We start from the raw sequence: 21359 nt of genomic DNA, 5'->3' as shown, positions 1-21359 counted from the left end.
GTAGTCGCGTTCGGCCGCTACTCGAGCCATATGACGTACCAAAGCGCAAAGACCCTCGTGCGGCGGTGTCGATTTCACCTTTCTGCCGCCAATTTTCCTACGAGGATGACGCGTTCGCACCACGATGCTCCGATGTTTTTCCACAGTCCAGACAGTAAAGAAGTAATATAAAGAACAAATATATCGAATATTTTCGAAAACTTTTTCGATATTTTCTCAACAATAAAATCACTTAGCGCCCGACTTCTTCCTTCTCCTTGAAAATTCGCGATCTCCTTCGAGAAATGCCTCGAGGATTGCGGGGACGAGGGACGAAACGGACTCTTCGTTGCCGTAGAAATCCTTGTAAAAACTGGCATACGCACGCAGCTTCTCATCGAGATCCGGCATAATCGTGATTGCAAGTTTGATCGGCGTTTTGTCCGGAAGCTTCGGAAGCCTGATCATCGCTTCCCTCCTTCCCATGGCGAGAGGATCAGGTCCTCATGCACGAGGACGCGGAGCGGCCAGCCGGGCCGCACTGTCAGCGTCGGCTGGATACCGAGCGCTTTCGCCACGACCTGATCGCCGGCGCGCGCCGTGCCCTGCTGCGCGGACTCGCGCAGCGCCTCGACAAGATCGCTTTCACCCTCAATGCTGAGCTCGGTGCCAACCCCGAGCAGGCTGGAGAGCAGAACGCCTTTGAGGAGCGTGCCCCCGTGCCGGTCGATGCTGTCGCTGAGGCCTGCGTAGCCGGCCGTATCCGCCGCGGGCATCTTGCCGAGCGCGACAGAAGCACCGCCCGGCATGATCAGACGCTCCCAGACGACGAGCGCCCGGCTCTGCCCGAAAGCGACCGCATTGTCGTAGCGTCCGACAAGCCGGGCGCCCTGCGGAATGAGCAGAACGCGCCCAGTCGCTGTATCGTAGACGCCCTCGGTCACCTGCGCCGTGACGAGGCCGGGAAGGTCGGAGTTCAAACCGGTGAGAAGGCTTGCGGCAATGACGCTGCCGGCGCTCAGCGTATAAGGCGATCCGGACGGCACAAGAGCTTGCGGAAGCGCACGCCCGTTCGTCTTCGCCCGCGCGTTGGCATGATCCTCGATACCGGGGCTACCCGGATCCTCCGGCTCAGCCGGCGCCAGATCGGATGGAACGTCGCGCCCCGCCACTATTCCGGTACCCGAGCTTCCGGGCCGTGCAAGCCGTACCATGACACCCGAAGCCCGCGCCGCCTGCAACTCCGCCGCGCGTCGCTCTGCCTCGGCAGCAGCAGCGTCGGACACCGGGGTTAACGGGGCTTCGGATTCCAGTCCCACCGACCGGCGATGCGCCAGAATGGGCCTGCCAAGGTCACCGGGAAGCGGCGGCCCGAGCACGGGTATCTCCGCATAATCCTTCGGTGCGCCGGCGAGAACATCGGCGACGCGCTCGTGCCGCGGGCGCAAAGGAAGCTCGACCGGGTCGCTGCGCGCGGGCTGTGCAGGCTCGAGTCCGAACCAGAGAGCGGCCAGGACAAGTGAGGCCCCGGCGCCGACGAGGCCGATGATGACGCCGCGCCTGAACCGGACGACACGTGGCGGCCGCCCGCGCAGTACGAGCGTTTCGGGGTCAAGCTTGGGCGACTGCGGCGCGACTTCGCTTGCCGCTTCTACCGTGTCCGGCGTCACGACGGCCTCCGTCGCTTGCCGGTCTGGCCGTCGCGCGCGATCCGCACGATGGTCTGGGGCTTTTCGCCAAGCCGCAGTTCAGCGACGTCGAACAGGCGATCGACGATATAATAGCGGCCTGCCATCCGGTAGTTGACGAGCATGGCGCGGCCTTTGGCGTCGAGCACGAAGAGTGGCGGTGCCTCGCTCACCGCAATGGCCGGCGCGAACGCAATGAAGGTCTGGCGACCATCGTCGAAGACCTGCTGCGGGCGCCAGACGGGGCTGTCGCCGCTGATCGTATAGCCGAACGACAGATCCTCGAGCGCGAAACCGGTCGCGACGGGCGCCCGCGCCGCAGCGGCGGCTTCGGTACGGCGGAGTGCCAGCAGCGCATCCTCGGGATAGGTCCACGAAAGCGCGGTCATCGCGCTCGCCGCCGTGCTGGAGAGCAGAAGATGATAGGCGCGCCGGTCGGTCGTGATGACGACATTGGTGGAGAGACCCGGCGCGAGCGGCTTGACGAGGATATGCGTGCGCCTCGTCTCCCCCGCGCCGCTCGCCGTATCGCCGACCGTCCAGCGCACGGTATCCCCGGCAGCGACGGCGATAAGGGTCTCGCCGGGCTCGAGCATGATATCGGTCACCCGTTCGGGCGCTGCGAAAACCCGGTAAAGCGCGCCGGCGCTGTAGGGGTAGACCTGAACGGCATTCAGATAATGGTAGCTGCTTGGCTCCCGCAGTGCGGCGCGGTTTGCGGCATCCACATTGTCTGCGGGACGTATCGCGGAGGCTCCCGATTGTGCCGCCGTCGAAGCATGCATCGCAGGCACGCTGGAGCCGGCGATGCCGGGCGGTATGTGAAGTGATGAGGCATCGGCACGTGCTACCGGCGCTGCTGTACCAGTGCCGACGGCAATGCCCATCAGCAGAAGGGATTTGCGATATGATCGGTTCATGGTTCTGACCTCGTTTCTGTGGGCATGAGGAAATCGCCCTTCGCTTCCGAAGGCGTTTCCGCGGCGACGGGCTGTGCAGGTGGCCTTGCGCTTTCGGGCTCCAGCTCGCGGTTCCAGTCGATCGCGGTGACGTAGAGCCCAAGCGGGTTTTTGCGGAGCACATCTACGGAGCGCGGAGGCCGGACGTCGAAGGTCAGGATCGCGGTCCAGCGCTCGGTTCGTGCAAGGCTGCCATGCTGATAATGGCGTTCGGTCCATTGCAGCTGAAACGAGCGCGCCGAGGCGCGCAGCGCGCTCGTCACCTGCACCGAGACACTGCGGTTTCCGATCTCCGCGAACGGATCGTTTTCGCGTGCGTACTCATCGAGAAAGCGCGCGCCGCGCTCGTCCGCAAAATCGTAGGCGGCGAGCCAGGCCTCGCGCATCAGTACCGGATCAAGCGCCACGCTGCGGACGTTCTTGATAAACCGCGCAAGATGCCATGCGATCTGTGGGTCGCCGGGCGTATAATCCTGCGTCGCCGGTACGGCCGCGAGTGCCTGACCGAGCCGGTCGACTTCAACCACGTAGGGCACGACGCGAGACTGCTGCGATTGCCAAATGAGCGCAGCGGCGAGTCCCGCTGCGAGCGCGAGGTTGCCGAGCGCCATCAGGCGCCAGTTTCGTGCCTGTACGCGCGCTGTTCCGATACGCTCATCCCAGAGCTGACCGGCACGCTGGTAGGGCGTTTCCGGTTCGGGCGTCTGTCCGTAACGCTGCAGGCTTCGTTTGAAGATCATCATTCAATCCCTTTCGCTGATGTCGGGCGCGGCGCCCGCGCCGCCGCGGTCTCCATCGCGGAGCGCATGGACCACGGCATGGCGGCGCTGGCGCTGGATCTGCCGGGCATGGAGCGCCTGCGCCCAGGCGGGAGCGGATTCGCCGGAGGCGTTTGCACCTCTTGCAGGCGCCATCCCGGCCCGCCACGCAGCCTTGCGCCCGCGCTCGGCGGCGGCACCGATCCCGAGCGCATCGCCGGCGCGCCGGACGGCTCCGGCCTTTGCCGCCCAGGCAACTCCGCCCAGACCGCTTCGCATCGTGGTCGTGCCCGAGGTTTCCTGACCGAGCTGGTAAGCGGTCGAGGCTGCGGCGCCCATCGTTGTCGCTGCCCGGATCGCGCCGAGTGTTCCGCCTGCGAGCCCGCGGGCCGCTGCAAGTCCGGCTGCGCCGCCCATGGCAAGTCCGCCCGCGGCGAGCGCTGCCGTACCGAATGCCGTGCCGGCGCCGAGCTGCGGTGCGCCCGCGAGAAGCCCCGAGGCAATGCCGGGGCCGAAGACGCCAAGGCCGAAAAGCGCGAGACTGGCGAGCACGAGACTCATCGCTGCGCCGATATCGGGCTCCGCGCCGGCAAGCGCATCGACGAAGTCGCCGAAGAAGCCTGAGCCGATGCCGACGATGACGGCGAGCACCATCACCTTGACGCCCGAGGCTACGACATTGCCGAGCACGCGCTCTGCGAGGAAACCGGTGCGGTTCCAGAGCGCAAACGGCACGAGCACAAAGCCCGCGAGCGCGGTCAGCTTGAACTCGAGGATCGTGATGAAGAGCTGCACTGCGAGAACGAAAAACGCGGCGATGACAATCACCCACGCGATCAGCAGTACGGCGATGACGAGCACATTATCGAAAAAGCTCGCAAAACCCAGCATTTTGCTCGCCTGATCGAGAAGCGGCCAGGCCGCCTCGAACCCTGTGCCGGCAAGATGTCCGGGCTTGAGGAGGTCGTCTGCGCTGATCGTGCCGCCACCAGCGACAAGCCCGAGCCCTGCAAACGATCGGAAGACGATATCGGCGAGCACGGGGAAGTTGTTCAGGATGAGCGCGAAGGCCCCCACGTAGAGGATTTTCTTTACGAGCTTCGCGATGACATCGTCCTCGCCGCCGAGCGCCCAGAACAGCCCGGCGAGCGTGATGTCGATGCCAATCAGGATCGTGGTGAGGAACGCGACGTCGCCGCCAAGCAGACCGAATCCGCTGTCGATGTAGACGATGAAGACATTCAGGAACTGGTCGATGACGCCGAGGTCGTCCATGTGTTCGCTCACGCTTCCTCAATGCTGGGCCGCGGATGCCCCCGGCCGGAAGGCGGCAGGCCATACGGGGACATCCGCGGCGAGACGGGCGCAGCCGGGAGGGGGCGAGCTGCGCCCGTCTCAACTCATTCGTAAGCCTTGCCTGATCCCAGAAATGCGCGCGTCGCGGCGCGCGCGTCGCTTTCCGCCTGCGCGCGCCGCGCGAGCTCGGCACTTTCGCTCCGAAACTGCGCGGCGAGCATCTGCTGCGTTTGCAGCTGCTGTTTCGCGGCGAGCGCGAGCAGCTGGTTCGTTGATTGCTGCGCCTGCAAACTGCCCTCGGCGTCCTGGCTTCGCGCAATGATTGCACTGAGCACTTCCGCATTCGCCTCGACATCGGCAGCGATGCGGTTCTGCACGTCCATCGTATGACGAAACGCGGCCATGCTCGCGTCAAGGCGATCACGCGCGGCGAACACATGCGCGGCGCTACCTGCGGCCTCGTCATAGCTCTCCGGAAACAATGTCTGAAAACGTTCCTCGAACTTTGCGACATCAAACCCGATACCGTGCGCGTGCTTCATCAGGGCATCGATCTCGGCAAGGCGGCTGGTGAGCGCATCGACTTCGGGAAAGGCCGTGCGCGACAAATTCTTCGCCATGTTTGTCAGCATCAGCGCTTCGTTCTGCAGCGACTGGATCTGGTTGTTGATCTGGGCGAGCGTCCGCGCGGCAACGAGGAGGTTCTGCGCGTAGTTGGCGCTGTCGAACACCGGAATCGCGTGCGCCGGCGCGGGGAGCGTCAACGTCAATGCGCCGAGCGCACTCGAGAAGGCACCGCGCAATAGCCATGCGCGCAAACGGGTTTTCATGGTCGGTCTCCCTGCTTGTCGGGGGTGGAAAGGGCGCCCGGAAAATCGGCGAGAAGCGCTGCGGCCCAGTCGAGACCGGCGCTTTCGAGAAGGCGTGCTGCAAGGCCATCCGGGCCATGCGCGGCGAGAATCGTATCGATCCGCGCCTGCCCCGCCGCGTCGGACGTGCCGCAAAAGGTGCGCGCGACGGGGCCGAGGCCGAGTTCGAACAGACGGTTGCCGCGCGCCGACTGCAGATAATATTGCCGCTTCGGCTCCGCGCGCGCGATGATCTCGAGCTGCCGGCTGCTGAGCCCGAAGCGCGCATAGGACTCGCGGCTCTGCTGCTCCAGCGCGCGATCATTCGGCAGGAAAATACGCTGCGGGCAGCTTTCAATGATTGCAGGCGCAATGGCGCTGCCAGCGATATCGGCAAGACTCTGCGTCGCGAATACGACCGCGACGTTCTTCTTGCGCAGTGTCTTCAGCCATTCGCGAAGTCGCGCTGCGAATAGCGGATGGTCGAGAAAGACCCAGGCCTCGTCGAGGATGAGGAGCGTCGGGCGGCCATCGAACCGCGCTTCGAGGCGATGAAACAGATATGCGAGCACCGGCGCTGCCGCACCCGGCGTACCCATGAGCGCCTCGGTTTCGAAGCATTGAAGGTCGGCGATGGCGAGCGCATCGTCAGCTGCGTCGAGAAGCGCCCCGTAAGGCCCTTCGAGCGTGAACGGCGCGAGCGCCGCGCGAACATCCTCGGATTGCAGAAGCAGTCCAAGCCCGGTCAGTGTCCGCTCGGCAGGCGGCGCGCCCGCCAGGCTGGCGAGCGCCGACCAGACCGTCTCCCGGATCTCGGGGGTCAGGATCAGCTTTTCGTGCGCCAGAAGACCGCAGATCCAGTCGTCCGCCCAGGCACGCTCGGCGGGCACGTCGATGTGCCTCAGGGGCTGAAAGGCGAGTATGGTCTCATTCGCCACAAGGCCAAGATCCGCGTATCCACCGCTGCACGCGAGTGTTGCCGCTCGGGCTGAACGCCCCTTGTCGAACAGGAAGACCTGCGCGCCGTCGTACCGGCGGAATTGCATCGCGAGCAGCGAGAGCAGCACCGATTTCCCTGCGCCCGTCGGGCCGATGACCATCATGTGCCCGACATCGCCGACGTGCGTTGACAGGCGGAACGGCGTCGATCCACGCGTTTCGGCATGGAATACTGGCGGGCCGCCAAGGTGGACATTCTGCTCAGGGCCGGCCCAGATCGCGGCGAGCGGCATCAGATGCGCAAGGTTGAGCGTATGGATGAGTGGCTGGCGGACGTTCGCGTAAACGTGGCCGGGAAGCGAGGAGAGCCAGGCCTCGACAGCATTCACCTCCTCGCGAATGGCCGCGAAACCGAGACCGTTCACGATGCGCAGGACCGCGCGGACCTTTTCGTCGGCGCGCATGCGGTCCCGATCTGCGACCGTGATCGTCGCCGTCAGATAGCCGAATGCCACGCTGTCTTCGCCAAGCGCCTGAAGCGCAAGGTCGGCATCCTCGACCTTGTTGCCGGCGTCGCTGTCGAGGAGTTGCGCGGGCTGGTTGTACATGATTTCGCGGAGCAGCGCCGTGATCGACTTGCGCTTGTTGAACCATTGACGGCGGAGTCGCGTCAGCACGCGCGCCGCGTCCGCCTTGTCGAGCGCGATGAAGCGCGTCACCCACCGGTACGCAAAATCGGCCCCGTTCAGCGCATCGAGAAGTCCCGGACGGCTGACCCCCGGAAATCCGGTCAGCGTGAGTGTGCGCACATGAAGATCGCCGAGCCTTGGCTCGAGCCCGCCGACGAGCGGCGTGTCGACGAGCAGCCCGTCGAGATACATGGGTATGTGGGGCACCACGATCGGATGCGGGCGCGCGGATATGGCGCCGTGCAGGTATGTGAGCGTCTCGGCGTCGCCGAGCGCGCGCGCCTCGGGCATGAAGCCCGCGAAAAGATCGAGCGCGCGATCGGTCTCGGCGATGAATTCGCAAAGCGCATGCCGCCAGTCGCGGCCCTTCTGCCCTGCGTCACCGCTGCCACGCTCGAGCAGCACCCTCCCCGCCGTATCGACCTGATCGGCCGGGGGCAGATATACGAGCGTCAGGTAGTACCGGCTTTCAAAATGCCGCCCGGCAGCCTCGAACGCGGCGCGGCGTTCCTCGTCGACGAGCCACGAGGCGGCGTCGGGAAAGCGACTTGAAGGATAGCCAGGCGCTTCCCGGCGCGCGGCCTCGAAGAAGAGCGCCCAGCCTGAGCCGAAGCGCCGCAGCGCATTGTTGGCGCGCGCGCAGACGGAGACGAGTGCCGCCTCGCCCGCGCTTTCAAGATCGGGACCGCGGAACGCGAGCGTGCGCTGGAAGCTCCCGTCCTTGTTGAGGACGACGCCCGGCGCGGCAAGCGCTGCCCATGGCAGATGGTCGGCGAGCCGGTCGGCGCGGCGGCGGTATTCATGGAGTGCTAGCACTGCCAGTATCCCTTCTGGCGTATGTGGCGCGCAAGTACGGCCGCGAAGTCGGGGTCACGCCGCGCTGCGAACACGCCGAGCGTATGGCCAAGCGCCCAGAGCGCGAGCCCGGCGACCCACTGCTGAAGCCCCAGCCCAAGCGCGGCGGCGGCAGTGCCGTTCACGATCGCGATTGTGCGCGGCACCCCGCCAAGCAGGATCGGCTCGACAAGCGCGCGGTGCACGGGCACCTCGAAGCCTTCGGGCGGGGCGGCGGTGTGCGCGCTCATCCGACAAGTGCCCCGCCACCGAAGCTGAAGAACGAGAGGAAGAACGAGCTCGCGGCAAACGCGATCGACAGGCCGAAGACGATCTGGATAAGCCGCCGGAAGCCGCCTGCGGATTCGCCGAACGCCAGCGTGAGGCCGGTCACGATAATGATGATTACCGCGACGATCTTGGCGACCGGGCCCTGCACCGATTCGAGAACCTGCTGCAGGGGCTCTTCCCACGGCATACCGGAACCTGCCGCATGGGCGCTGGTCGCAATGCCCACCCCAAGCGCAACGATTGCCGCGTGGACGAGGGCGCAGCGGCACGAGAAATTACGGGTCATCATTTGTCTCCTTGCTCGGGATGAATGGGTGTGACTGACCAGACGCCCGCGGCATCGAGGCCGTGGACGCCAAGAATACTGCTCACGCGCCGGCCGGGACCGCGCCCGGAAATGAACACGACCATGTCGAGGGCATCGACGATGAGCCGGCGCGGCGCGTTCACGACGCTCTCTTCGACAAGCTGTTCGAGCCGGTAGAGCGCAGCCAGCGCGCTGTTGGCATGGACGGTCGCAATGCCGCCGGGGTGCCCGGTATTCCAGGCCTTCAGCATGTCGAGCGCCTCTCCGCCCCGCACCTCGCCGATCACGATCCGGTCGGGCCGCAGACGCAGCGTCGAGCGGACCAGGTCGGCCATGCTGACGCTGCCGGGCCGGGTCCTGAGGGAAATGCTGTCGCGCGCGGCGCACTGCAGTTCGCGCGTGTCCTCGATGAGGATGACGCGCTCATTGATACCCGCCATTTCGGCGAGCAGCGCATTGGCAAGCGTCGTCTTTCCCGACGAGGTCCCGCCCGCGATCAGGATATTGCGGCGCCCCGCGACGGCGAGCGCCAGAACACGCGCAGCTTCGGCCGTCAGAACACCCGCCTCGACATAATCGAGAAGCGTGAAGATGCGCGCCGCCGGCTTGCGGATCGAGAAACAGGGTGCGGTCGACACGGGCGGCAGCACGCCCTCGAAGCGTTCCCCTGCCCCGCCCCGCTCCGCCGGCAACTCCGCCGAGACGATGGGCGCCCCCGCATGCACCGGTGTCCGCGTGCCGCTGGCGACGAGGCGGATGATGCGTTCGACGTCGGCTGCGCCCATTCGCACGCCTGTGTCGATGCACCCCTCGCCCGCAATGTCGAGGCGGAGCGCGCCGTCGGGATTGACCATGATCTCGAGGACGCGCGCATCGCCGAGCGCCGCGCCGATCGCCGGTCCCATCGCCGTTTGCAGCATGGTGCGGCGCCGTTCGAGGGCGATCGCGGGACTCATGCTGCAATCTCCGCATCATCGTCTTCGGCCGCCGCTTCTTCGAAAGCGAAGGCGGATTTTCCGGCGGCAAGCTGCCGCCCCAGCTGTCCGATGAAGGCTTCGAACTGCTGATGGCCGAGTGCCAGCACGGCCGGGCCCGGGTCCGGCGCACCGGCCGAAAGGATGAGCTGATGCCGGACAAACAGGCCGAACGCCTCGATCAGCACGCCGAGATCGCGCTGCAGATGCCCCATGTTCCGCGACAACCGGTCGAAGCGCGGCTTGATCAGCGCATCAATCTCGCGCTGTGCGCGCCGCGCCATGTAGGCGGCAATGGCCTCGGTCGCGATCTTCGACTTGTTTGTCCCCGGCGCCGCCGCCATCGCCGTCAGCGCGTCGCCGATCTCGCGCTCCAGATAGAGGTTGTGCCGCGTCTTCATCGCGTCAGATCCCCGGGACGAGGTCGCGGCCGCGCCCCTGGTTCATCGCATGCGCGCGCTGCACGCCCTGCTGCTGGCCCCTTCCGGCGGCGCGCGCCTGATCCATGGCCAGCTTGTCTGTGGCCGCATCGGCGTCGCCGCCATCGTGGGTGCGCTCGGGCGCTGGCTGCACAGCCTTCATCTTTCGCGGCTTCTGTCCCGGTACCCGTTGGCGCTGAAGTCCTCCGTCTCCGGCTTCGGACACGTCGGGAGAGGCTTTCGGGCGCTTCATGAGCGGCCTGGGGCCATATCCTTCCCAGTCGTGGGCGCGCAAAACCGGCCGATCTGCATAAACGTCGCCTTCGAGCCTCGGCGCGGGCAGGAGGCGCTGCGTGAAATTGGCATCGGTGTAGTGACGGAGTTTTTTCGCGCGGATCGGCGCGAGCCCCGACACCATGACGATCGCATCGGAGGGTGGCAGTTGCATGACCTCGCCCGTGGTCAGCAGTGGCCGCGCGGTTTCCTGGCGGCTCACCATGACATGCGCGAGCCACGGCGCGAGACGGTGGCCGGCATAGTTGCGCATCGCGCGCTGTTCGGTTGCGGTCCCGAGTGCGTCCGAGATCCGCTTCGCGGTGCGCTCGTCGTTGGTCGCGAACGCGATACGGACATGGCAGTTGTCGAGGATAGCGTTGCTCTCGCCGTAAGCCTTGGCGATCTGGTTGAGAGACTGCGCGATAAGGAAGGCGCGGATCCCGTACCCCGCCATGAACGCGAGCGCGGATTCGAAGAAGTCGAGGCGACCGAGCGCCGGAAACTCGTCGAGCATCAGAAGCAGGCGGTGACGGCGCCCGTCCTTCGCACCCTCGAGATCCTCGGTCAGCCGCCGTCCGATCTGGTTCAGAATAAGCCGAACGAGCGGTTTTGTCCGGGAAATGTCGGCGGGCGGGATGACAAAATAGAGCGAGACCGGACGCTCAGCCTCGACAAGATCGACAATGCGCCAGTCGCAGCGCGACGTGACCGCCGCGACCGTGGGATCGCGGTAGAGCCCGAGGAACGACATCGCAGTCGACAGAACCCCCGAGCGCTCGTTCTCGCTCTTGTTGAGGAGCTCGCGCGCCGCGGATGCGACCACCGGATGAACCCTGGGCGCCTCGGCCGTGCCGAGGTGATTGGTAGCCATCATCCGCACGAGGGTCGCGACGAAGCTCCTCTCAGGGTCGGAGAGCAGCGCCGCGACGCGGGCCAGCGTTTTCTCTTCCTCGGCGTAAAGGACATGCAGAATCGCGCCGACGAGCAGGCTGTGGCTGGTCTTCTCCCAGTGATTGCGGCGTTCAAGCGCGCCTTCAGGATCGACAAGCACATCGGCGATGTTCTGGACGTCGCGCACTTCGTGCTCGCCGCGCCGCACCTCAAGCAGCGGATTGTAGAATGCCGAGCGCATATCGGTCGGGTTGAAGAGCAGACAGTGGGAAAACAGACGCCGCCAGCCTGCGGTCAGCGCCCAGTTCTCACCCTTGATATCGTGGACGACGGCCGAACCGGTCCAACTGAGCAGCGTCGGAACGACGAGACCCACGCCCTTGCCCGACCGCGTCGGCGCGAACGCCATGACATGCTCGGGGCCATCGTGCCGAAGGTAATGCCGTTTGAAACCGCCGAGAAACACTCCGGCGCAGCCAAACAGGCCCGCGCGTGCGATTTCCCGGCGCCCCGCCCAGCGCGCCGAACCGTAGGTCGTGACGCGGCGCTGCTGGCGGGCGCGCCACAGCGAGCCACCGATGGCCGCTGCGCAGCCCAGAAATCCACTTCCGCCGGCAATCAGGCCGGCTTCGTCGAAGATTTCCGGCGCGTACGCCTCATAGTGATACCACCACAGAAAGATCGACCAGGGATCGTAGACGGGTGTGCCAAAGAGGGTGAACCATGCAGCCCCGAGGGCGCCCTGATAGCCCAGCATGGCCGCAGCCCACTGTGTCGCCGCCCACACGCCGAGCGTCATGACGGCAAGAACCGCCAGCATCTGACCAATGAGAAGCTTTGTAGGCGTCATCCCGCACCTCCCGACGGGCAAAAGCCGCGTCTTCACGAGTCGGGATGATCAGATCTGTGGGCAGGTCAGGACAGTACAGTTTTGATGCATATTAGTGCTTATTGAAGCAAACTGCTGTCTGCGACGCCAGCAGGGGGCAGCTTTCGACCGCAATGTCCGACAGACCGGTTAGTCTGGTTTCAGTAGCGCAGATTGGGATAACGGACATTGCGCGGAGCAAGTCGGCGCGGCGGCTTCGCGCCCTAATATCGGCAGTTTAGCGGAGTGATGCCCGCGCACAATAGCTGCCGTTCGCGGCAAGTCGGGGTGGCGAGTGGATGCCGATAACAGTTCTTGAAGTAGCGGACCTTGGGGGCCGGGTCGTCGAATCCTGTGCCGTGATCGGCAGAATCGATTATGCTCGGTCTCCAAGTTCGCGGGGGGTTGGATGCAGCTGCAGCTTTACATGTGGGAGGGTACTCGACGCATCTTTCTTGACGCCCATCGGTTCTACGTCGACCAGCTAAAGACCTGGCTCCTTGCGCAGTTCCACGACATCGAAGGCCAGACGGATCGCTTCGCCGAGGAGGCTTACGAGCGTATCGGCAGCTCGCCGGGGCATGGCGACGTCGACATGAGTGACGCGGCGGAATGGGCCTATGATGAAGCCGCCAGCCACTATCTCGCGTTGACCGAGCTCCGGAAGCAGGTGCTGCTTGGCGGTCTTGCGGGCATGTACCATCAATTCGACAAGCAGCTGCGCGAATTCATCGAACGCGAGATGCTCCACTATGTTGATCACGAATGGACCGACACGCACGTGTGGAAGCCGGGCGGCGATAAAGTGCTCGACATTCTGGGGGAGTTCGGCTGGCGAGTGAAATCGCTGCCATTCTACCCGCTGCTCGGCGCCCTGCAGCTTGTCGTCAACGTCTACAAACACGGCAAGGGGCGCAGCCTGAACGAGCTCAGCGACCGGTACGCGCGGTTCGTCGCCAGTCCTGTCAAGGCTGCCGGCTACGGCGAGTGGCGCACCACCCTCGATCACGAATGGCTGACGGTCACCGATGATCACTTCGACGAGTTTGCGGATGCGATCTCCGACTTCTGGTCGGCGATGCCGGAGCGCCTGTATTGCGATGTGACGAAATGAGCACGAGGGAGCCTCTGTTGCGCCAGACGATCAAACATGACTTACGTGCAGTAATGGGGCGCCTGACGGGTGAGCAGCCTGCGATCACCGAACTCTACCTGTTCGGGTCGCGTGCCTACGGCACGCTCAGCCCCCGATCCGACTGCGATATCATCGTTCGTGCGGCCCCCAACAGCCACATTAAGGGAAGTGACCTTCGCGACTTTGCCGCGGAGAACTGCGCACCCCTGGATTTGTTTCTTTGCACCGAGTCCCGCGCAACCAGCGTCGCCAACGACAGCTACGTTTACGCCGCGGATTTCAATGCACTGATCGCAAAGCTCGATGCGAAGCTGTTGTGGACGCGCGCCGAGGGTTTCACCGACTTTGCATTCATTGGGTCTGGCGACTGGACGTTCGAAGTCTCTTCCCAAACCGAATTTATCGCATCGATGCTGCCCGATACCGCGATCAGCGAGATGACGTGGCAGCACAAGGTCCAGAAGGTCGAGGCGCTGGGACTGCCATCATCGCCGTATATCGGCGATAGTCTCGCCAAGGCCTCGGCGCAGATTATCGAGATTGCTCGCCGGATGATCATGAAGCCGGCCGACCTGATCAGACAGGGTCAGGCGCGAGGCGGCTGGACCGTCAATCTCAATTCCGAATATGATTGCCAGAACCTCTTCTTCACCGTCGTCAAACCGTGGCTCCCTGGGCTCGCCCGCGAGCAGGTCGCGATCGTGTTCGATGGTCAGGAAAAGCGCTCCGACTTCAGCTTGTTCGCCGGACGTCTGGTGATCGAGATGAAGTTCATCGATGACCCCGACAAGAAGCGGGAAGTCGTGAAGACGCTTGCCGGCCTGGCCGGGTTCTATCGTCAGAACGCGAACGTTGGCGCGCTCCTTTTCATCCTTTATGTCAAGGACGGCGTCGACGTGGACGATCGATTGTGGGAGCAGGCCTACTCGACTGCGGGGACGTCGCCTTGGGTGACGACCGTTGTCATTCGCATTCCCTAGTTTCAACGTTCAAGCCAGCAAATCGCCCGCCATGATCATCAACCTCCCGACATCGGGCGCCCTGAACACCACGGCGGTGAAGCTCTATTTCCGAGCCTGGCACGGCATCGTCGGCATGCTCCACGATTTCGATCAGTCTTATGAGGGGCCGGTCAGCAACTGGGTCGAGCCGGTAGATGACCTCTTTGCCGAAGAGCGATCAGACTATCTGGAGGGGGCGCAGGAGGATCTGCACGCGACGCTGTCGATCATCCAGCAATCCAATGAGCTGGCACTGAAGGCGCGGATCGCGGCAGTCAGCCCGTATCTGCTGCTCTTGAACAACGAGATAGTGTTCAGCGCGGTGGGCAAGGACACGGAGTTCGCATCGCTGCGAACGCTCGACGCAGTCGATCTTCCGCGAGCCGTGAACACTCTGACCGACAGCCCGGTCAGCGCCACATATGTCCAGCGTTACAGCGAGCTTCGCGTGCAGCGCAATCAGTACACCCATCTGGGCGACACCAGCGTGGTGCTCGATCCCATCAAAATGGCTTCGGCGATGGTCGACCAGTATCTCGAGCTGTGGCCTGATCGCCCCTGGATGCGTGACCGGGTGGAATCAACGCACGGTCGGGAGGGCTTCTTCGATGGCAAGCATTGGTCGCCGCGCCAGGAGATCTTGTTCCTTCTGGATTATGATTTCGCGTTAATCCCGGCGGCCGGGTTCAAGAAACTGTTCAGTGTGAAGAAGGCGGCCGTAAAGTTCGGTTGCCATCAGTGTCAGGACGACTGGGCCGTGCGCCGGAGTGGCCCCGGTCTCGCGGAAGCGCCGACTGCGTTTTACGACGGCAAGAAGAAGGCGATGCATTGCCTAATCTGTGACGCTGACTTCGCGGCGGTTGCCAAGCTGTGCAGCGCAGATGAATGTGACGGCAAATTTGCTGCTGACGAGGAAGCAGAGTTCGGTGCCGGTCAAACGCATCATGCGCGAGCAGCTCAATCTCAGCAGCCAAACGGATGATCTCCGCTCTCAGCTGGGCCATCCTGAGATACTGCTGGTTCTCATCAAGCTGCCGCTGCTTCTTGAGCGACCAAGACTCACGGAACGCGATGAAGAGAGCGACAATCACTGCGGCCAAGCTGGCAATGGCACCGGCCCAATCAGCCACATTTCCCCAATCTGCTGACAACGGACAGAGCACCGTAATCCCCCACATCTCAGCGCCATTATGTGAACGGTAATCCAGCGATGGCAAGCAAGAGTTGAGGGCGCTTCTTGGTCTCTCGAATATCGGTCATGGCCCTCTCACCCAGGTCAAACTCGTGGGGTATAATCCCCCTTCCAACCTGTCACGCTAGGGCACGCCTTCTCCTGGCGTCACCAGCAGCCATCAGTCGCGGCGGGAGGCTGATCGGGCGAAAGCCGCGTTCGGGTTTTCGCGTAGAACCTGCCTTTGAACACGTCGCGAGGGCATCACCGGTAGGTCCCAGTTCGGTCGGTCGCTGTACCGCGACCGCTGGATAAACGAATGACCGGTTTCAACGAGCGGATTTGGGCCGGCGAACGTCGCCTTTGTCGGCGATTCAAGATGGAAAGAGGATGGTGTTGTAGTTCTGAGCACCGTGCAGAATGTGGACAACGATCACTCTTTCCGGCTCGACCCGGTAAAAGATCAAATAATCACCATGGCCACGCCGCCGCACACCGGTCGTCTCATAGCGCGGCACAAGTGGAAAGCGCTTCGGCATATCGACCAAATCCAAACATTTCGAACGCAGCTCCTCCAGGAAACTCAACGCTCGTGCCGGATTATCGCGGGCGATATAATCACCGATCGCCTCGAGGTCATACTCGGCCTCAGCCGATAAATGGACGATCATTCGTTGCCACCGCTCATGGCACGATATTTGGCCTCTAGGCGGTCGAACACCTGATCAGCCGGCGCTGTGCGTCCTGCGTCCGCATCTGCAAGACCCCGCGCTATCGAGGCATCGAGAGCGGCAAGACGAGTTTCCCTGTCGTGAATCAGGCGCACGCCTTCGCGTAAAACCTCGCTTTTTGAGTTGTACCGACCTGTCGCGACAAGGCTGGCGACGAAATTTTCAAGCTGCTTTCCAAGATCCGCGCTAATCATAGTGAAGGCTCCATTCACGGCGAGATTAGCATATTATCAACAGTTGATAAAGACCCCGCCGGGCGCGGATGAGGTCGTGATCAGGCATGCGGGGACGAAGCGTTTGATGCGAAAAGGTTTCACCCCGCATCGAACTATCCCGCACATAGCTACATGATCAGGAAGAGCCGCGCTCGTAATCAAAGTCCTTTTTGGGCGCCACTCAGTCAGCCTTACCCCCTGATCCACGGTCAGTTCGATATCCGACAGAATGCAGAACCGCCCGTGCGTTTGGCTAAAGCGCGCCGCTACTTAAAGCTAAAGCTTCCTCGAACTTCTCGGGGTCAAATAAAGCCTGTCCGTCGATCGGGCACAACGGCTCCGTACAAGCTGCTTTGAAGAGCGCCTCGTGCCCGTACCAGCGCGCATCCGGCCTGTGCTCACCTACCCACCAGTGCAGCGCGAAGATGCGGGCCGTGATCGCCAACGCCTTGTCCATCGGGTCGGTCCCTTGTGCGCAGCGGTCATACTGAACGAGAAACTGCCAGACCTCTTCGCAGACACGCTGGCTGCGCTCAACGCTCGGCTCCAGGGAATCCGCGGTAGGCCATGTAATCGTCGCCAGCTCATGGAGAAGCTCGGGCTCGACGGAAACTTTGTTCAGCAGATCAATGACCTCGTCGTCCACGAAGCCTCCTTTTGAAGCCTGCAAAAGCGAAAGTCGCAGGACCAAGAGAATGTGCAAGCGAACGGCGATAGGCAAGACGTAACCCCAGTGTGCACGGGAAGCGCCGAAGATGTCCGCCGAGGTGTGAGAGCCGTCTCAGATGGAGCTTCACGACAAAAAGTGTCCGCGGCCCAATGCGTTTCCTAACGATCTCGTGACGTTTGCCTCCGTTTCCGAAATGTTTTGAACGCAAGAGGTAGCATCTAATGCCCCTGCGCGTTTTCGCGTTATCCGGCCTCAGATATTACGCGGCGAGCAACATAGGCCCAATGCGCCTCGTTTGGATGCAACACCCCGTCAGCGGCTATCACAGCGTCCATATAATCACCGATTAAGGCAAGGTTTGTACCACCGCGATCCACTACCCGTTCAAGTGACACCACGAACTGTTCGCTGTCCGGTGCCAGCCGGGCGACATGATCGGACACGTCATCAACTGGAAGTCGGTCACTATAACGGTGAGCTTCAGCCCAATCGTCAACATAGTTCGCCACGGCCTCCAACTCGTCCGCATGGAAGTCCCGATCGCAACGAGCAATGAATGTCAGAATGTTCAGCCCGGCGAGCAGGTCCGCGCGGTGAGCAACAGAAAGCCCCCACAGATTTGTAGGTGAAGCGCCATCTGATCCGGAAAAGCGCGCAAAAAAGTGGTGTGGGGCGATAACTTCCCCCGATTCGATGTCGTAGACTTCCCGGATGCGATCCGTTCGAAATTGGCGAACCTGCTCACGGACGTGACACCAAGCGTAAAGGTATGCTGTGCCACCCTTGCGGTCCAACCGCTTGCAGGTGATCGTTCGCTCCGAAACTCTGCCTCCGCTGTCGGTATAGGAAATGGCACAGGCGACGCCTTCGATGTTCTCAAGACGGGGCGCTATCGATGCCGGCTCGATAAATTCTTCTGGCTCATTTTCCGGAACAAATTCTTTGAAAATTGCGCTAGGCGGCTGCGGCGGCGTGACGTAACGCCCGGCGAGCGCGCTTCTAAGCGTTTCAATCAAGCCCATCGTCTTACTCTCCCGGCGGATAGTAGCGGCCATGGAAGCACCGCCCCTCCGTGATGACGTTCGGGTCGGCCGGCGTCTCCGTGTAGCCGCCATCGTATCTCTTGATCGTCGTCTCGCAATGCGCCTGCCGCGCTGCGTATACCGCAGCCTTTGTCTGTTCGCGCTGGGCCTTCGCGAATGCTGCCTGAGCGGTCTTGAACTCGGACGAATCCCGACTGATCTGACCTTCCATCGTTAAAAGCTGCTGACGTAGATTCACGACATCAACCCGAAGGTCGGCGTTCTGGCGTATCAGTGTTGTGTTATCCGAACGCAGCGTATCGGCGACCGCCTGTACCTGTCGAAGCCGGGCATGGGCTTCTTCAAGCTCGGCACCTACGGCCAAAGCGCGCTGCTCGACTTTGGCCACACCGGAGGACATTTGCGCCCCTTGCGATGTCAGTGCACCGAACCGCGCTGACTCGACGCGCTCGGCCGATGCCTGGGCCTTCATGTCCAGAAATCCGAGTGCGAATGTCGCGACCACGCCGATCGCAAGCACTGTCAGCACAAACCAGCGCTTTGGATTGGACAGCGCTTCCGCGATCAGCGCCGCTAGCATTGCAACGATACTGATCCACCCCTGAAGGCTGATCTGACCGAGAAAATCGTCCACAGCGCCTCTCCCCCGAATCGCGTGTAAGAGCAATATAAGCAGACGCTGCCCGGCGGGAAGACCGCCTCACGTGAGGCAAAGTGTTCCCGCCGCTGATTCGTCGCTGCTGGTTTCAGTCCTTTAGGAAATTTCCGGACCGCTTCGCCCGCGACCGATCGTCCAGTCGATAGCGTCGCCGCGGTCGATGCCCGAGACGGCCTTGCCCATATGCCGCTCGAGCACGGGCCGCCACGGAACCAGCGTAAAATCACGCGCACGTTCGATCACCGCAAGGCGGCCTCCCGGAGTGTCGACCGACCGGCGATAGACGCCGCTTATCCGTGCCCCCTCCCCGACCTCGACAAACTCCAGACCCAGCTCGCGCGCGAGCTGCGATCCGACGCGCAGGATTTCGCGCCGACGCAGTGTTTCGAGAAGGTCGGGCCTATAGATGGTCTCGCCCGCAACCTCTTCGGCAAGGCCGGCGGCGATGAGCCACTGCCGCCGCCGCTCGAGCGCATCATTTACGGCATGTCCGAACCCTGCGTCCCGCTCGACATCCGACACGCCCGTTATGAGCTGCCTGTCGAGCCAGGTCGCAGCGCGCGCGCCAATCAGGCTGCCAAGCGGCTGCGGCGAGAGGACGTCGACACGGACGGGAATATCCCTCACCTTTGCGCGCTCGTACGCCGCCACCCGCTCGATATGATCCGGCGCAATGCTCCAGCTGCCATCCGCCTCGCGCGCGGCACTGCCGATTCTTCGCCGGAGCGCTTCAAGGCGCCGGACGTGCATTTCGGCGTAGGCGCGGCTGGCCGCCGGGTCATGGTGAAGGTGCGTCTCGACATCATACCGGCCATCGTTCGCAGCCGCGACCCGTGCGACGGTATAATCGACCTCGCGGATGCGGGGCGTTTCAGGTGTGATCCGGACGATGGCATCGTCAGCCAACGATTCAACAGTCTCGACCTTGCCGAGCGCGACGTAATGGCTGCGGCCATCGGTGGCTTCGATGATCAGATAATGATGGTCCTCGAGCTCGTCGGCGAGCCCGCGTTCGATCACGCGGCCGACAAGCGGACGCGCCCCGGGCCCGAAGGGAGCATAGATCAGCTGATCGGCAAGCGCGGGCGCCTCGCCCCGCGCGCTGAACGCGCGCTGCATCGTGCGGATGATATCGCCGCGCTCGCCCATCTGCCGCAGTGCCGCTTCAAGGTCAGGTGCGAGCTGCCAGTGCTGTCTCCCCGCTGGCGCTGCAAGCCCCAGACGTTCGAGCTTGCGAAGACGCCCGATACGGATGGCCCGGTCGAACACATCCTTGCCGCCAGCCTCAAGCCACCCTGCTGCATTGGCGTCGCGAAGAAGGGCACGGTCAATCCCCGTCAGGCGTTCCTGCTCGACCTCACGCCGGAGCAACATGCGCACGTCGCGTGCCAGCCTTGGTCCAAGGTCAAGATCGACAAGCTCGGCGGCACGCTCGCGCATGCCCCCCGAGAGATATTCGCGCGCGATGACGAGATCCTTGCCGCGGTCATCCTTGCCGCGGACGATGATATGCGTGTGCGGATGTCCGGTATTGAAGTGATCGACGGCCACCCAGTCGAGCCGGGTTGCGAGATCTTCCTCGACGCGTGCCATGAGGCGCCGCGTTAGCGGCTTCAGGTCCTCGTATTCGGCGGCATCCTCGGCCGACACGATGAAGCGAAACTGATGGCGATCGCCCCCGGCGCGGCCGAGAAACGCCTTGCCGTCGACATGGTCGTTTTCGGCGCCGTAAAGTTGCCCCCTGCCCCCGTCCCGCGTCGTGCCATCCCGCTCGATGTACCGGAGGTGCGCGCGTGCGCCTGCCATGCCCTTGCCCGCGAGCCGGACGATACGCGATTTGATGATAACGCGGCGCCGGTAAACCATGGCCCTGACCCCACGCGTCGTGAGCATACGCCCGGCGCCCGATCCACGTCCGATCCTGCTCCCGTCGAAGCGTCCGCTGCGGCGTGTTCTACCGCTGCCGCCTGCGAGGTTGGTGGCGGCAAGGACACTGTGAAGGAATCGCTTCTGTGCCCGGCCGCGGTTGCGCATTCGGCCAATGAAGGGTTCGAATTCCTCGTCCTTGCTCAAGGTTCCGGCCCGATCTCCTGGATTTTCGCGCAGAAGCATGACCGAGAACCAGCCCCGGGAAAACCGGTGCCAGAATACAGACGCAAATCCGCGGTCCGGAGACCACATGGCACCAGCCTTAAACGGACAGTGCCAATCAGGCCCCGGAACTTCAGCAAAAAAACGATGTGCAGACAAATGCCTGCGCGGACGAGTCAGCGCGATGGCACCAATGCTTTATCTTGCCCTCCTATTTGGGCTCGATTTTCTGCAAGTCTTCGTCATCGTCATCTCTCCTCCATAACAGTAATAGGCACGCTATTCGACGCTGTGCTGCGAGGTCTCGCCAAGTTGTCGAGATCAGGTACGCCGTGCACTCCTCCGCGCTCATCGACGGGCTGTTTGGGCTGCACGGAGGCAGCGTTCGAACCGTCGCGGCGCATGTCGCTATCGGACTCACGGGGCAGCATCACAGGCACTCGAGCGCGGTCCGGCCCCCTGCTGAGGGGTGCCGGCCGCAGGCAAGATATCGTGCTTCCCGTATTCCTGGTCTGTACCATCTCTCATCCGCCGGGGCGGACCTCCTCAAGCGCGATCGACGTGCGGCCGACGCGCGTGTTCGTTGCTCAACTCATGACCGCGCCCGGCTCAGCCGCTGCACCTTTGC

General features: G+C 63.3%; 21 protein-coding genes. 3 read left to right on the top strand and 18 right to left on the bottom strand.

Annotation, left to right across the window (positions count from 1 at the left end):
* Window positions 1-228: 228 nt before the first annotated feature.
* The 12 genes from GGQ98_RS13640 to GGQ98_RS13585 all read right to left on the bottom strand — a co-directional run bounded on the left by GGQ98_RS13640 (window position 229) and on the right by GGQ98_RS13585 (window position 11998).
* Window positions 229-447 carry a DUF2274 domain-containing protein gene (locus GGQ98_RS13640; protein WP_184070437.1) on the bottom strand — a complete coding sequence of 73 codons (219 nt, stop codon included), beginning with the start codon at window positions 445-447 and terminating at the stop codon, window positions 229-231.
* The gene (locus tag GGQ98_RS13635) at window positions 444-1649 is read right to left on the bottom strand and encodes a TrbI/VirB10 family protein (RefSeq protein WP_184070435.1); all 1206 of its coding nucleotides are present in this window, start codon (window positions 1647-1649) and stop codon (window positions 444-446) included. The genes GGQ98_RS13640 and GGQ98_RS13635 overlap by 4 nt, the downstream gene beginning before the upstream one ends.
* A complete protein-coding gene (trbG, locus tag GGQ98_RS13630) occupies window positions 1646-2587 on the bottom strand; it encodes a P-type conjugative transfer protein TrbG (protein ID WP_481133353.1) in 942 nt (313 codons plus the stop codon). The genes GGQ98_RS13635 and trbG overlap by 4 nt, the downstream gene beginning before the upstream one ends.
* On the bottom strand, window positions 2584-3366 hold the full coding sequence (gene trbF / locus GGQ98_RS13625) for a conjugal transfer protein TrbF (protein WP_184070433.1): 783 nt from the start codon (window positions 3364-3366) through the stop codon (window positions 2584-2586). The genes trbG and trbF overlap by 4 nt, the downstream gene beginning before the upstream one ends.
* A 3-nt stretch (window positions 3367-3369) precedes the next feature.
* Window positions 3370-4659 carry a P-type conjugative transfer protein TrbL gene (trbL, locus tag GGQ98_RS13620; RefSeq protein WP_184070464.1) on the bottom strand — a complete coding sequence of 430 codons (1290 nt, stop codon included), beginning with the start codon at window positions 4657-4659 and terminating at the stop codon, window positions 3370-3372.
* 125 nt (window positions 4660-4784) lie between these two features.
* Window positions 4785-5510, bottom strand: coding sequence for a P-type conjugative transfer protein TrbJ (trbJ, locus tag GGQ98_RS13615; protein ID WP_184070431.1), 726 nt, complete (start codon window positions 5508-5510; stop codon window positions 4785-4787).
* On the bottom strand, window positions 5507-7972 hold the full coding sequence (gene trbE / locus GGQ98_RS13610; protein ID WP_184070428.1) for a conjugal transfer protein TrbE: 2466 nt from the start codon (window positions 7970-7972) through the stop codon (window positions 5507-5509). Before trbE ends, trbJ begins: the two co-directional genes overlap by 4 nt.
* Window positions 7966-8241, bottom strand: a complete 276-nt coding sequence (locus tag GGQ98_RS13605) for a VirB3 family type IV secretion system protein (RefSeq protein WP_184070426.1) — start codon at window positions 8239-8241, stop codon at window positions 7966-7968. Before GGQ98_RS13605 ends, trbE begins: the two co-directional genes overlap by 7 nt.
* Window positions 8238-8567 (bottom strand): TrbC/VirB2 family type IV secretion system protein, encoded by a 330-nt coding sequence (locus GGQ98_RS13600; protein WP_184070424.1) that lies wholly within the window; start codon window positions 8565-8567, stop codon window positions 8238-8240. The genes GGQ98_RS13605 and GGQ98_RS13600 overlap by 4 nt, the downstream gene beginning before the upstream one ends.
* The gene (trbB, locus tag GGQ98_RS13595; protein WP_184070422.1) at window positions 8567-9544 is read right to left on the bottom strand and encodes a P-type conjugative transfer ATPase TrbB; all 978 of its coding nucleotides are present in this window, start codon (window positions 9542-9544) and stop codon (window positions 8567-8569) included. Before trbB ends, GGQ98_RS13600 begins: the two co-directional genes overlap by 1 nt.
* Window positions 9541-9963 (bottom strand): CopG family transcriptional regulator, encoded by a 423-nt coding sequence (locus GGQ98_RS13590; RefSeq protein ID WP_184070420.1) that lies wholly within the window; start codon window positions 9961-9963, stop codon window positions 9541-9543. The genes trbB and GGQ98_RS13590 overlap by 4 nt, the downstream gene beginning before the upstream one ends.
* Before the next feature lie 4 nt (window positions 9964-9967).
* Complete coding sequence (locus GGQ98_RS13585) at window positions 9968-11998, bottom strand: conjugal transfer protein TraG (protein ID WP_184070418.1); 2031 nt, start codon at window positions 11996-11998, stop codon at window positions 9968-9970.
* 427 nt (window positions 11999-12425) lie between these two features.
* Between GGQ98_RS13585 and GGQ98_RS13580 the strand changes: the two genes are divergently transcribed.
* From GGQ98_RS13580 to GGQ98_RS13570, 3 genes are read left to right on the top strand one after another with little or no spacing between them, the layout of a single operon-like run.
* Window positions 12426-13130 (top strand): hypothetical protein, encoded by a 705-nt coding sequence (locus GGQ98_RS13580; protein ID WP_184070416.1) that lies wholly within the window; start codon window positions 12426-12428, stop codon window positions 13128-13130.
* Between the two features lie 17 nt (window positions 13131-13147).
* Window positions 13148-14131: a PD-(D/E)XK nuclease domain-containing protein gene (locus GGQ98_RS13575; RefSeq protein ID WP_184070414.1), complete on the top strand. Its 984-nt coding sequence runs from the start codon at window positions 13148-13150 to the stop codon at window positions 14129-14131.
* Between the two features lie 31 nt (window positions 14132-14162).
* Window positions 14163-15134: a hypothetical protein gene (locus GGQ98_RS13570; protein WP_184070412.1), complete on the top strand. Its 972-nt coding sequence runs from the start codon at window positions 14163-14165 to the stop codon at window positions 15132-15134.
* Window positions 15135-15697: 563 nt separating this feature from the next.
* Here the strand turns inward: GGQ98_RS13570 and GGQ98_RS13565 are convergent.
* The 6 genes from GGQ98_RS13565 to rlxS all read right to left on the bottom strand — a co-directional run bounded on the left by GGQ98_RS13565 (window position 15698) and on the right by rlxS (window position 20752).
* Window positions 15698-15994 (bottom strand): type II toxin-antitoxin system RelE/ParE family toxin, encoded by a 297-nt coding sequence (locus GGQ98_RS13565; RefSeq protein ID WP_184070410.1) that lies wholly within the window; start codon window positions 15992-15994, stop codon window positions 15698-15700.
* A complete protein-coding gene (locus GGQ98_RS13560; RefSeq protein ID WP_184070409.1) occupies window positions 15991-16248 on the bottom strand; it encodes a type II toxin-antitoxin system ParD family antitoxin in 258 nt (85 codons plus the stop codon). The genes GGQ98_RS13565 and GGQ98_RS13560 overlap by 4 nt, the downstream gene beginning before the upstream one ends.
* Before the next feature lie 274 nt (window positions 16249-16522).
* Window positions 16523-16915, bottom strand: coding sequence for a hypothetical protein (locus GGQ98_RS13555; RefSeq protein ID WP_184070407.1), 393 nt, complete (start codon window positions 16913-16915; stop codon window positions 16523-16525).
* A 266-nt stretch (window positions 16916-17181) separates the two neighbouring features.
* Window positions 17182-17961, bottom strand: coding sequence for a WYL domain-containing protein (locus GGQ98_RS13550; protein WP_184070405.1), 780 nt, complete (start codon window positions 17959-17961; stop codon window positions 17182-17184).
* Between the two features lie 4 nt (window positions 17962-17965).
* Window positions 17966-18616: a hypothetical protein gene (locus GGQ98_RS13545; RefSeq protein WP_184070403.1), complete on the bottom strand. Its 651-nt coding sequence runs from the start codon at window positions 18614-18616 to the stop codon at window positions 17966-17968.
* A gap of 120 nt (window positions 18617-18736) precedes the next feature.
* Window positions 18737-20752 (bottom strand): relaxase/mobilization nuclease RlxS, encoded by a 2016-nt coding sequence (gene rlxS, locus GGQ98_RS13540; RefSeq protein WP_184070401.1) that lies wholly within the window; start codon window positions 20750-20752, stop codon window positions 18737-18739.
* Window positions 20753-21359 lie beyond the last annotated feature (607 nt).

The organism is Sphingosinicella soli (genome assembly GCF_014199685.1).
Lineage (GTDB): Bacteria > Pseudomonadota > Alphaproteobacteria > Sphingomonadales > Sphingomonadaceae > Sphingosinicella > Sphingosinicella soli.
This window is presented reverse-complemented; position numbering and strand designations above follow the sequence as displayed.

Bases quoted from the DNA above. Each gene is read 5' to 3' on its own strand.
- GGQ98_RS13640 (WP_184070437.1), bottom strand. From the start codon at position 447: ATGATCAGGCTTCCGAAGCTTCCGGACAAAACGCCGATCAAACTTGCA.
- GGQ98_RS13585 (WP_184070418.1), bottom strand. From the start codon at position 11,998: ATGACGCCTACAAAGCTTCTCATTGGTCAGATGCTGGCGGTTCTTGCC.
- GGQ98_RS13560 (WP_184070409.1), bottom strand. From the start codon at position 16,248: ATGATTAGCGCGGATCTTGGAAAGCAGCTTGAAAATTTCGTCGCCAGC.
- GGQ98_RS13570 (WP_184070412.1), top strand. From the start codon at position 14,163: ATGATCATCAACCTCCCGACATCGGGCGCCCTGAACACCACGGCGGTG.
- GGQ98_RS13600 (WP_184070424.1), bottom strand. From the start codon at position 8,567: ATGACCCGTAATTTCTCGTGCCGCTGCGCCCTCGTCCACGCGGCAATC.
- rlxS (WP_184070401.1), bottom strand. From the start codon at position 20,752: ATGCTTCTGCGCGAAAATCCAGGAGATCGGGCCGGAACCTTGAGCAAG.
- GGQ98_RS13550 (WP_184070405.1), bottom strand. From the start codon at position 17,961: ATGGGCTTGATTGAAACGCTTAGAAGCGCGCTCGCCGGGCGTTACGTC.
- GGQ98_RS13580 (WP_184070416.1), top strand. From the start codon at position 12,426: ATGCAGCTGCAGCTTTACATGTGGGAGGGTACTCGACGCATCTTTCTT.
- trbJ (WP_184070431.1), bottom strand. From the start codon at position 5,510: ATGAAAACCCGTTTGCGCGCATGGCTATTGCGCGGTGCCTTCTCGAGT.
- GGQ98_RS13590 (WP_184070420.1), bottom strand. From the start codon at position 9,963: ATGAAGACGCGGCACAACCTCTATCTGGAGCGCGAGATCGGCGACGCG.
- trbB (WP_184070422.1), bottom strand. From the start codon at position 9,544: ATGAGTCCCGCGATCGCCCTCGAACGGCGCCGCACCATGCTGCAAACG.
- GGQ98_RS13605 (WP_184070426.1), bottom strand. From the start codon at position 8,241: ATGAGCGCGCACACCGCCGCCCCGCCCGAAGGCTTCGAGGTGCCCGTG.
- trbG (WP_481133353.1), bottom strand. From the start codon at position 2,587: ATGAACCGATCATATCGCAAATCCCTTCTGCTGATGGGCATTGCCGTC.
- GGQ98_RS13565 (WP_184070410.1), bottom strand. From the start codon at position 15,994: ATGATCGTCCATTTATCGGCTGAGGCCGAGTATGACCTCGAGGCGATC.
- trbF (WP_184070433.1), bottom strand. From the start codon at position 3,366: ATGATCTTCAAACGAAGCCTGCAGCGTTACGGACAGACGCCCGAACCG.
- trbL (WP_184070464.1), bottom strand. From the start codon at position 4,659: ATGGACGACCTCGGCGTCATCGACCAGTTCCTGAATGTCTTCATCGTC.